Consider the following 11,148-nt stretch of genomic DNA (forward strand, 5'->3'; position numbering starts at 1 on the left):
TATGCCCCGACCCACAGGCCGGATCGCAGATGCGGATATCCTCGGGACGGTTGATGCGCAAAAAGTCCGTCTCAGCCTCAACCGGGGCGATGTAATAGTCCATCTTGGCGGCAAGCGTGCTGGCGGGCCGGTTCAGCAGCCACAGCCGCCCCAGCGAGTTTTCCACCAGATAGCGCACGATCCAATGCGGCGTGAACAGCTGCGTGGCGGCGGGGATATTCTCGGCCGTGATCTTGACGTTCTTTTTCAGGCCGGCAAAGACCTGATCCTTTTTTTCCGAGATGTAGAATTGGTAAAGCCAGCCGATGATCTCGACATCCTGGCAGGCATCAGGGGTCATCACCTTGCGCAACTCGGCCAGGATCGAGGTTTGCGACAGCAGATCCTCGGGCATCAGCAGTTCGGTGAAGTCGTCGATCTGTTCGAACAGAAAGGGCATGGGGCCGTGCCACTGGTTGCAGGCATGGACCAGCAGCAGCCGATACGCCTCGGCCTGCGGATCGTTCGAGGGCGTGCGCCCGGACAGCAGGGCGGCAATGGCATCTGGCGCGCCATCAGGCAGGTTGCCCGCCAGTGCCTCGGACAGGATTTCAGGGCGCGTGGCCCCATCAGCGGGCGAGACAACGCGCGGGTTGGTGTAGCCGTTGGCATCCATGAAACGCAGGGCGGTGAAGCGGTTGAACCAGGTATAGGCGACCTGTTCGATGACCTGTTGCTTGCCATTCTGCGCGATGGCGGCATCCAGTTTCTTGATCGCAGCTGCGTGTTCGCGCCGCACGGGCGAGGACGGGTCAAGGACAAGGGCCAGTTTTGCAGTGACCTGATCGATTGCCAGGTTGCGCGCCGATTGCGCAAACTTCTTGAGAGCGTTGGTATCCATCAGACGATCACCTTCTTGCCCTGCTGGATCTGCGCCATCAGGGTCTTTCGCAGTTCATTCACGTATTCGTCGACATCCGCTTCCTCGGCCAGATAGGTCCGCGGGTACGCCACCTTGATGTCGGACGCGTTGACATATGTGGGGGGCTTGGGCGCCGGGGCCTGCCGGTCGTTCATGCCCGGGGTTGCCGGTGCGGGTGTGGCGGGCTGCGCCATCCGCGAGATATCGGCCAGCACCTGCTGCATCAGGCTGGAGCGCGCGCCATTCGCCCGGTCCCGCAGGATCGGGATCATGGTGACGGATTCAAGGCCAGCCTTATGGTTATCCAAGCTGTGGCGAATTTTATCTTGCTGATCAGGCGTCAAAGCGAGGAACTCCGCCGTTTGGGCCACCTTGCTGGCACACTCCTCTACTGCCGTTATCACCGCCTTGCGTTCCTTAAGGACGTCGAGTTCGACCCTGTCCTTCAGGGCGTAGAGATCGGATTTCAGGGACTGGATCGCGGTGCCTTTGTAGCAGTCGGGATCGCGCAGCGCCGCGCGCAGCTTTTCCCCGGCGGCGGCGTCTACATAGCTGATATTGGCATCCTGCGTCTGAAGGAAATCGCGGACATCGTCATAGATTTCAAGCTGCGCCCCGCCCATGAAGCTGCGGATCTTGTCGAGGATGCCTTCCTTGGCATCGAGTAGCTCATTTTCCTGTTTGACCGGTTCCGTTATGTACCAGGTCGCAGGCTTGCCGATCATGGCGACGATCTGATCGCGAAAGGGCTCAAGTGCTGCGAGGAAAGGATACTTGAACTTTTCGATGACACGCTGGTTCAGCTCATCCGCAAGCTTGCGAATGCTGTCTGACCATTCGGCGCCCAGAACCCGTGCATCCGAACCGTCGGCAGGCAGGCCGAACAGCTCTTTGTACATGTCCTTCGCGGCCTTCATTTGCGAAGGGGTGAACTCCAGCTGCGGGGTCAGAAGCACATTGCCAAGCATGTGGCTGTTGTTCAGTGCCCGTGCCAGATCGGCGCCTTCCAGAGAGGTGCCATCCGAGCGTGCCTCGCATTTGCCCTTTCCGGACAGGCTGGCAGCAAGGCAAAGCGTTGCAACTGTGGGCCAGCCATAGGGCTTCGCACCAAAGCGCTCGGTCAAGTATTTGGCCGATACCTTTACGCCGTTGCGGGCCTGACCCTGAACGTGGTGCAGAACATCCTGCTCAGCTTCGGTCAGCCCAGTCCCGGCGTCTCCAAAGAGGCCCCCTGCCGGGCTGGCAGCTTTAGCAATGTCGGCCTCGACATAGTTCACGCCGCGCAACATCGACAGGTTGACGTAAACCTTGTCAACGAGCGCCTGAAACGCCTTCACAACGCGGTCCTGCGGCTCGTCACCACCGATGTCCAGCTCGTCACCGCGCACGAAGAGGCGCGCAGAGGCCATCAGCTTGCGAAGTCTCAGTTCAAGGTCTTTCGCGCGGCGACCGTTCTGCTCGCCCTTTTCAAGGATGATCCGGTCACGGCCAGGTTGTGGCGAGCCACTGCGGGATTGTCGGATGAACTTGTCGGTTTGCCGAAACAGGGTCAGATCCCGAATGAACCGGACATCGGGCTGAAGCACGATGGCCAGTTCCTCGCGCCCCATGTTGCGCATGCGAACAGCATCGGGCGCAGCGGCATCGTCATTGAAGGGGCTGATGATGTTGATCGAGAGCTCGTATTCCCGACCCAGCAGGTGATCGTCGAGCTTGCGGCTAAAAGCGTATTCGTAGCCGGTCGCCAGATGCTTGACCTTGCGGTGCCGAAGGATCGTATCGAAAGCGAGAGTTTCCAGCTCTTTGCTGATCTCTGTCGGATCGACATCAAGCGCCTTGATTTCGGCTTCAACGTCCTTTTCCTCATTGGTCAGGAATTCATAAACTTCGCCGTTGCGCTGGATATACGTGTTGCGCTCGAGAACGCCCAAAGCCTCCTCAATCTTGCGGCGCTGGCCCACTTGATCGGCTTCGAATTCTGAGAGCAGCAAAATGCTGATGTTGCGAACCGACGGTTTGAATTCCTTGACGTATTTGACAAGGAACAAGGCTTTCAACACCCGGACAGCGAACGGATCATCAAGGTTCTTTTCAGCGATCTGGATCGATTGCTGAACAGCAGATTTCAGCGCTGTGCGGATCCCCTCGAACATCAGATCGAAGGTCGCAAGTCCCCCAACGGGGCGATCAGCAAGGGCCTTGGCTACCTCCTGGAATACGCCCAGCATCGAGCGTTCCCCGACTGAGCTGTGCTTGCCCTCGAAGGCATTGTGCTGCGAGAGCGATGTGATCGCCATCTGGAACAGCGTGTACTGATAGGGTGGGAATGGGTAGCTTGCGATGAAATGCTTGCGGTCTCGGTAGTTCTTCAAGCGGATCGAGCCATCCGAAAAGTCGAACAAGGTCTTGAGGTTATTCTCTTCCTTGTCATGCAGGTTGCCCAGCATGATCTGGGCTGCATCGCTTTTAAACAAAAGACGGCGCTGGATCACCTCTGCCACATCGGCGGAGTTCAGGGGCATTCGGTTACTGAACCGCGCTTGAATTTTGGAGAAGTCGTTTTCCTGCTGCGCTGTCATGTCGCCCACCACTTCGGTGATCGCCTGCTGAGCCGTCACGATGATCCAAGCCTGGCCCTTGCACTTTGTGTTCAGGCTTTCGGCAATGGTCTGAAGGTTGGTCATCAACTTGATATTGTCAGCGATGTACTGCCCGACCTCATCCACAAAAAAGTTGAGGCGGAAGTTCGGGACCTGCCGGTCAATCCAGGCTTTTACCGTGTTGGCGAAATCTTCGATCGAGACCCGCGTGTCCTTGCGGTATTGCGCAAGAATATCCTTGGCATCCGCGGCATCCGTGCCTGTCGCTTGCGCAAAAGCGGCAGCGATACTGCGCCCTTCGAGCAGAGCCTCTTCCCGGCCGCGCGTCTCCCAAGGCTTGCCAGAGATCTCCTGAAACGCTGACTTGAACGCTTCAAACTGGTTTCGCTCGTCCAGCTGGCGCTCGAACTGCGCGATATGGGGCTGCTTGCCATAATAGCCGCACATCTCGTCGAATACCTTCTGAAACACTGCCAGAAGCGCATCGACGTCAGTTTTCGAGATCACATCGGCCTTCTGGTCGATGTTGAACAGGATCGACTTTGATGGGATCGACACGGCCTTGCGCAATGCGCCGGCCAGCATCGGCTCATCTTTCAGCTTTTCGGCGAAGATGTCGAATGCCTTCACCCCGTCGACTTCCCGGTTTTCCAAAAGCAGGGCAAGCATCTTCAGGAGGTGCGATTTGCCCGAGCCAAAAAACCCAGAAATCCAGACGCCGTTCGCAGTCTTGTAATTGTTGTAGGCATCAAGGAATTGCTCGAGCCGCTGCCCGATTTCGCCAGTGATGACATACTCGTCGAGTTCAACCCGAAGGCTCGCTTCATCATCAGCCTTGATGACGCCATCAATGGCGCGGTCTACGGGCTTTTCAAAAATGTCACGCATCGAAATCGCCATTGGATCAAACCTCGTAGTTCAGGATGTTGAAGGCCCGGTAATACTTGTCGTCATGCAGGCGCCCGAACAAATCGAGCGAGGCCCCTGTTGCAAGCGCATGGGTATAGCTGCCCGGGAAAAACAAAACGGTCGGTTTGTCCTTGGCTGTGCTTTGCAGATTGTTCAGCACGTTGTGCGAGCGGATGTACGGATAGACCTCGCCTACGCCCGACAAAAAGATGACGTCGTGTGGCGTTGCCTCAATGGCTTCCCCGATCCTCGGGATCAGATTGGCCTTAGGGTCCAGCACCGACTGCAGCAGTTCCCGGACTTCACGCTTGTCGGTGTCGCTTTCAATCTCGAGGATCTGATCCAGAATACCCCGTTCCTCCAAGATGCCGAGAGACAGGTCATACAGACTGAGATCCAGCACGGCGATACCTGCATGTGTAATCCGCGTCACGAGAGCCAGCCGATCCTCATTCATCGACAGCCCCTCTTCTGCCGGGTAGGGGCAGATGAAAAACGGCACCTCATTGCCAAGACCCTGCTTTGTCAGGAACCGCTGGCTGGTAACTACCTTGAAGAGATGTTCTGCACGCTCTTTGCGGCTGGTCGGTTTGTTCACGAAGCACCTCCATCACGGGCAAGCCCCGGAAACAGCACGAGGTCTGCAGGGCAATCCTGCTCAAGCATCGCCCTGAGCCGGGAAGAGACAATGGCAGACTGGATCCTGCTATCGTCAGATATGACATGTGCCTCACGCATCATCCGAAACAAAACCTGCCGAAGTTTTGCGCGGGTTGAGGGGCTGATGCTCGCCAGTCCCTCATCCCACTCCGCCTTGGCTGCAAACAAGATGTCGAAGCTTTCCAGAGGCAGATCGAGCTGAAACGACAGATAACGCTCACGCAGGACATCGGTCGCGAATTCACGGACGAAACGATATGCGCGGCAGGTAGCCAACCAAAGCAAGGCGAGTTGATCGCCGCGATCAGCTTCTGTGAGAAGGTAGTCGCGCTCCATGTCAGTGAGCGTCGAAAGGCGATTCACGATTTCGCGCAGGGTGCGGCGCTGCGAAGCCGCCTTGGGCAGCGAGGTCGCCCCCTCGGTAAGCGCTCGGCTGATTGTTACCGACCATGGCTCGCCAGCCACGTGCAGCCGCGCGACCGCCAGCGTTTCGTTCAAGAAGAGACCCCCTGTCGAGAAGGACATCTTGTAATGTGACGGATCGGCGGACGTCATACAGAAGCCACCGTGGGTTGGCGCGCGAGCACTTCAGGGTTCAAAAGCACAATTTGCTGATCCTGTGATGGACGCGCAGCCGGAAGCGAAATGCCAAAGGTTTCCATCGAGTCTGAGAGGTTGATCCGTCCATGCCAGAACACCCGAAGCCCCTTGAACGCGTTGCGCCACTCCGCGTACCAGTTCAGCTGTTTGACATGTTTGTGTGGCACGTAGTTCCTTTCCATCGGCTCCAGTGACTATAGGCTCAAAAATTTGTCCCTCACAACAAGGTGTCGAGGTCAATTCGAGCTCCACTAGATCGTGAATGGGCCTACTTTGCGTTTAATGCGTTTCTAGAAAAATCTGAATCGTTTGGGATTCCCAAAGCTTTCTGAGTGTAATCAGGTTCGTTTAGGAAGCCTTGCCTCCTCTGCTTCCCAAATTTCTTTTTCCAATGCCAAGCTTTGCGCCCGCAGCCGGAGATAGGTATGCCACCTCATCCACTTTGGTTTGCTCGGAAACGGTACAACGGTGCCACCTTCCTTCTGTCCTAGCCGAGTGCGCAAGTCGATGGCTCTATCGATCTTTCGGCTTAGCGCCGAAGCCTTCCGCCAGGAGATCGGCCTCATATCGCCGCGCCATTGCCGCCATTTCCGCAGCCTTATCCATTCCGTTGACGATACGCCGCGCGTTCAGCTAATCCGCCCCAGCCGACATCTACTTCGGTCGTGCCAAAACCATCTTGGCAGAAAGGAGGCGGATCAAAAAGCAAACCATCCATAACCGCGGTTTGAACCATCAGCGGCAAGCAGCGTAAATTGAACCTGGTGAGCCAGTGACCTCCGCCCAAAAATCAGCTCGGCTGTTCCATATTGTTCGACGACGGGCACGCTTGACCGCGGAATTAACCAAAATCCGTGATCAGAGGTGGCTCACTTCTCGTCGAAAAGTCAATTCCGTTCCGGATGAAAATCAATACCCTGATGTATGGGTTTTGCGAGAGTTGCCTTCGCAAGACAAACCAAATAACGAAAACACATTTTTGACTATGGCGTCCCGTTATGCTGGGTCATTCAGGCGCATACCTTATGCGCTGAGGTACGATGACCCATATACATTCATCAGATCAAAATACCAACTTATCCCTACAGTAACCGTAGGGGTGGAGTTCACCCGGCACACCGCCGACCACCGCGAAAAATGGTGGGGTAAAACCTCACCCTAACTCTTGCCTTTCCCTCATCCCAAGCCCACATTCATCCAACAGGCTCCGGCCCCATGGCGCCGCCCCTGATGCCTGCTGGGATCACAGCGGCAACAATCCGCGCGGCGTTGGCCAAAGCGGAACTCTGGTCGAAGGGAACATCCCATGTCCAAAGAAAAGAACAAAGGCAACAAGGAAACCAAGAAGCCCAAAAAGGAAGTGCCGAAGGTTCTCGCCACGGCGAATTCAAATGCCGGCAAGGATGCGGCCACCATCGCGGGCAAAAAAATCAAATAGCGGCGCAAACATCCTCGGAACAGCGCAAGTCGGGGCTTGCCCCGGCTCTGTCTTGCCATTTTCTCTTTGACAAATCGCTCGCAATTTCGGCATGAAACGCAGGTACTTAGTGCGAGCAGGATGCCGATGTCGATACGTCTTTCCGGGTTTGATGTGGTCAAAGGTGCGGCCATTCTTCTGGTGGTGTTCGGCCATGTTTGGCGTGGGTTGGAAACGGCGGGGCTGATGCCGGATCAGGCGCTCTTCGCGCGTGTCGATGCCGCGACCTATCTGTTTCATATGCCGGTATTCTTCTTGCTTTCGGGCCTTTTCTTCTCCGACAAGCTGCCGCCTCTTGTTTTTCTGCGCAGCCGCATGATGCTGCTGATCTGGCCGATGGTGCTTTGGGCGTGGCTTGATGCGGGCTTGCGGTTTTTGGCACATGCGCCGCTGAAGGGCAAACTGCTGACGCCGTTTGAGGTGTTGCGCGCGCCCTTTCCCTCACAGGGGATTTACTGGTTTTTGCTGGCACTTTTTACGCTGAGCCTGCTGGCTTACGCTGCGGCCCAAATCCCGCGCCACCTGCGCTTCTGGGTGATTGGCGCGATGATATTCACCGCGCTGATGGGGTGGATCAACGTTGCACCGTTCAATTTCCTGTGGCCGAGCGTCATTTATCTGCCGCCATTTTTCGCCGGAATCGTTTTGGCGATGATTGTGCCGAGAACGGCATTGCTGGGCAAGGGTTTCGCACTGCCGGGGGCGTTGCTGTTCCTGCTCGGGCAAGCGATCCTGGCATTTCACCTGCCGGAGGAAGGGCACCTTTGGGCGGCGCTGGCAACGGCCACCGCGACACTGGGCTTTGTGCTGATATTCGCCAATCTGCGCGGCCCTGCGCCCGTTGTCGCCCGGTTGGAACGGTTGGGGCAATTGACGATGCCAATTTATCTGAGCCATATCATTTTCACCGGTGCGGCCCGAATGATCCTGACACGGTTTGGGTTTGACGGATTGGCGCTGCATCTGGTGCTTGGCACAGCGGCAGGGGTCATCGGGCCATTGCTGCTTGTTCACGCCGCACAGCGGTTTGGTCTGTCGCGATGGTTGGGTTTTGGTCCAATGGCACAGCGCGCAGGGCCAGCGGGCGCGCGGCCGGTGTGAAATATTACAGCACCACTTGCCCGGCTTCCAGCCGCACCACACGGTCCATCCTTGCCGCAAGCTCCATGTTATGGGTGGCAATCAGGGCGGACAGCCCGGTTTCCCGCACCAGCGCCATCAACGCGGAAAAGACCTGATCCGAGGTGGCGGGATCAAGGTTGCCAGTCGGCTCATCCGCCAGCAACAGGCGCGGCTGGTTCGCCAAAGCGCGGCAAAAGGCGACGCGCTGCTGTTCGCCCCCCGAAAGGGCGGCGGGGCGGTGGTCGGCGCGCGGGCCAATGCCCACCTGATCCAACAGCAACTTCGCGCGGGCAACGGCTTGCGGCTTGGGGGTGCCATTTGCAAGCTGCGGCAGCGTGATGTTTTCCAGCGCCGAGAACTCCGGCAACAGGTGGTGGAACTGGTAGATGAAGCCGATGTCGCGCCGCCGCGTCTCGGTTCGGGCCTGATCGGAAAGGCCGGCATAATCTGTACCACCTAGGCGCATCTGGCCGCTATCCGCCGTGTCGAGCAACCCTGCGATGTGCAAAAGCGTGGATTTCCCTGCACCGGAAGGGGCAACAAGCGCCACCACTTCGCCCTTGGCCACCGTCAGGGTCGCACCGCGCAACACCTGTACTTCGGCGGGTTTGCCCTTGTTATAGGCTTTGGTAATCGCTTCCAGCGAAAGCAACGGTTCACTCATAGCGCAGCGCCTCTACCGGGTTCATCCGCGCCGCTCGGCGCGCGGGGAAGATGGTGACGACAAACGAGAGGCCAAGCGAAAGCGCAACCGCCGACAGCACGTCATGCCATTGCAGCTTGGCAGGAAGCGCGTAAATCCCCCGGATCGACGGATCCCACACGCCGCCGCCGGCAACATAATTCACGAAGGAGAAAATCGGGTCGATGTAAACGGCGAACAGGCAGCCCAATGCCACCCCGCAAACCGTGCCGATGATCCCCGTAAAAGCGCCGCAGATGAAAAACACCCGCAGGATTGAGCCTTCGGTCAGACCCATGGTGCGCAGGATGCCAATATCGCGGCCCTTGTTTTTCACCAGCATGATGAGGCCGGATACGATGTTCATTGCCGCGATCAGCACCAGAACCGACATGATGACGAACATCACATTATCTTCAATCGTCAGCGCGCGCAGGAAGCTGCCGGAACTGTCGCGCCATGTCCACAAATTGCCATAGGGCCCCATCTCTTTCAGCACCCCCGGCACCGCGTCCTCCACCGCTTCGGGATGGGCGACCATGACTTCGATTTCATCGGCCATGCCTTCGCGGTTGAAATAGTCCTGCGCCGCCGCCAGCGGCATATAAATCCGGGTGCGGTCGATATCATAGCGGCCTGCGGTAAAGACATAGACCACTTCGAACGAGGCCACACGCGGGCTGGTGCCAAAGGCGGTTTTGGCACCGTCGGGGGAGATCAGCCGGATACGGTCGCCGATGGTCGCGCCCAATTCGCGCGCAACACCAGAGCCGATGGCGATGCCCTCATCGTAACGGTTCAGATCGCCGTAAGCATCCGCCCCATCCTCCCCCACGCGGGGGATGGAGCGCACATCGGCTTCACGCATCCCGTAGACTTCGACGCCACTGGTGCGGCCATTGAAACTCGCCATCACCTGCCCGCGCACCATAGGGGCTGCCCGGGTCACGAAGGGCGCTTTTTTGATGTGATCGGCAAGGCTGTCGTAGTCTTCAAAACTGCGGACGGTGCGGCCATCGGCAGTTTGATGCTGCGAGGCGTAGATGGTGATATGGGCATTGCTGCCAAGGATAGTATCCACAAACTCCGCCCGGAAACCTGCCCGCACCGAGAGCGTGGCGATCAGCGCGAACACCGCCAGGGTAATCCCGAGCAAGCTGATCCATGTCATCACCGAAACACCGCCTTCGGCCCGCTTGGCACGCAGATAGCGCCATGCGATCATCCATTCAAACGGCGCAAAGGGCGGGGTGCTCACGGTCGGATGCTCCTGCAAAACTCGGGCGGAACCTGCTTGAAAAGCTGGGTCGGGTCAAGCCTTGGCTGTGGCTTCACGCAGGGTTGCTCCCGCGTGCGCGGGCTGATGAAGTGGTGCGATAGCAATGAGGGTGAAGCCTGCGATGAAATTGTTGATACTGGGTGGATATGGTGTGTTCGGTGGCCGTTTGGCGCGGCTTTTGGCCGATGTCGAAGGGTTGGAACTGCTGATCGCCGGGCGCGATGGGGCAAAGGCCGCCGCATTTTGCAAGGGCTGGCCCGGACGCGCGCGTTTGCGCCCGCTGGTGCTGGACCGTGCCGATGTGGTGCAGGTGTTGGCGGATGAGGCACCGGATCTGATCGTCGATGCGTCGGGCCCGTTTCAGGCTTACGGGGCCACACCTTATGGCGTGGTGGAGGCGGCGATTGCGCAAGGCGTGAACTACATGGATTTTGCCGATGGGTCGGATTTCGTGTCCGGTATCGGCCATTTCGATGCCAGCGCCCGCGCGGCGGGGGTGTTCGTGCTGTCCGGGGTCAGCAGCTTTCCCGTGTTGACGGCGGCGGTTCTGGCGGAAATGGCGAAAACCATGGATATTCAGCAGGTTCGCGGCGGGATCGCGCCGTCGCCCTATGCCGGGATCGGGATGAATGTGATGCGGGCGGTTCTGGGCTATGCCGGGCAGGATGTTGCTTTGCGCCGCAATGGGGCTGCGGCCACCGGGATCGGTCTGGGTGAAAGCCTGCGCTATACTGTGGCGGTGCCGGGGCGCATCCCCTTGCGCAACCTGCGGTTTTCCTTGGTCGATGTGCCGGATTTGCGGCTGATCCCGGCGCAGATGCCGGGAATTGGCAGCCTGTGGATGGGGGCGGGACCGGTGCCGGAACTGCTGCACCGCTTGCTGAATCTGCTCGCGCGGTTGCGGCATCTGGCACATTT

9 protein-coding genes and 1 pseudogene are annotated in these 11,148 nt (G+C 58.3%); 3 read left to right on the forward strand and 7 right to left on the reverse strand.

Going from position 1 to position 11,148, the window contains the following annotated elements:
- The 5 genes and pseudogenes from L0H65_RS07300 to L0H65_RS07320 form a co-directional block, all read right to left on the reverse strand.
- A pseudogene (locus L0H65_RS07300) lies at nt 1–880 on the reverse strand (class I SAM-dependent DNA methyltransferase); the annotation flags it as partial.
- Nucleotides 880–4,401 carry a BREX system P-loop protein BrxC gene (brxC, locus tag L0H65_RS07305; RefSeq protein ID WP_301458178.1) on the reverse strand — a complete coding sequence of 1,174 codons (3,522 nt, stop codon included), beginning with the start codon at nt 4,399–4,401 and terminating at the stop codon, nt 880–882. The gene brxC and the pseudogene L0H65_RS07300, both read right to left, overlap by 1 nt.
- A gap of 4 nt (nt 4,402–4,405) precedes the next feature.
- Nucleotides 4,406–5,008 carry a DUF1788 domain-containing protein gene (locus tag L0H65_RS07310; protein ID WP_301458179.1) on the reverse strand — a complete coding sequence of 201 codons (603 nt, stop codon included), beginning with the start codon at nt 5,006–5,008 and terminating at the stop codon, nt 4,406–4,408.
- Nucleotides 5,005–5,625, reverse strand: a complete 621-nt coding sequence (locus tag L0H65_RS07315) for a DUF1819 family protein (RefSeq protein WP_301458180.1) — start codon at nt 5,623–5,625, stop codon at nt 5,005–5,007. The genes L0H65_RS07310 and L0H65_RS07315 overlap by 4 nt, the downstream gene beginning before the upstream one ends.
- Nucleotides 5,622–5,852 (reverse strand): hypothetical protein, encoded by a 231-nt coding sequence (locus L0H65_RS07320; RefSeq protein ID WP_301458181.1) that lies wholly within the window; start codon nt 5,850–5,852, stop codon nt 5,622–5,624. Before L0H65_RS07320 ends, L0H65_RS07315 begins: the two co-directional genes overlap by 4 nt.
- A gap of 1,124 nt (nt 5,853–6,976) precedes the next feature.
- Here L0H65_RS07320 and L0H65_RS07325 point away from each other — a divergent pair.
- Together L0H65_RS07325 and L0H65_RS07330 are read left to right on the forward strand one after the other, a co-directional pair.
- A complete protein-coding gene (locus tag L0H65_RS07325) occupies nt 6,977–7,108 on the forward strand; it encodes a hypothetical protein (RefSeq protein ID WP_301458182.1) in 132 nt (43 codons plus the stop codon).
- A 126-nt stretch (nt 7,109–7,234) separates the two neighbouring features.
- Entirely contained in the window at nt 7,235–8,248 is a 1,014-nt protein-coding gene (locus L0H65_RS07330) for an acyltransferase family protein (RefSeq protein ID WP_301458183.1), read from the forward strand.
- A gap of 4 nt (nt 8,249–8,252) precedes the next feature.
- Here L0H65_RS07330 and L0H65_RS07335 read toward each other — a convergent pair whose 3' ends face one another.
- Both L0H65_RS07335 and L0H65_RS07340 read right to left on the reverse strand, forming a co-directional pair.
- Nucleotides 8,253–8,933: an ABC transporter ATP-binding protein gene (locus L0H65_RS07335; RefSeq protein ID WP_301458184.1), complete on the reverse strand. Its 681-nt coding sequence runs from the start codon at nt 8,931–8,933 to the stop codon at nt 8,253–8,255.
- On the reverse strand, nt 8,926–10,176 hold the full coding sequence (locus L0H65_RS07340) for a lipoprotein-releasing ABC transporter permease subunit (protein WP_301458186.1): 1,251 nt from the start codon (nt 10,174–10,176) through the stop codon (nt 8,926–8,928). Before L0H65_RS07340 ends, L0H65_RS07335 begins: the two co-directional genes overlap by 8 nt.
- A gap of 175 nt (nt 10,177–10,351) precedes the next feature.
- On the opposite strand from L0H65_RS07340, the gene L0H65_RS07345 reads away from it, so the two are divergent.
- Nucleotides 10,352–11,148: saccharopine dehydrogenase NADP-binding domain-containing protein (locus L0H65_RS07345; protein ID WP_301458185.1), on the forward strand; the 797-nt coding region annotated here is incomplete at its 3' end.

Origin of the sequence: Pseudorhodobacter sp., assembly GCF_030452865.1 — a bacterium.
GTDB lineage: Bacteria > Pseudomonadota > Alphaproteobacteria > Rhodobacterales > Rhodobacteraceae > Pseudorhodobacter.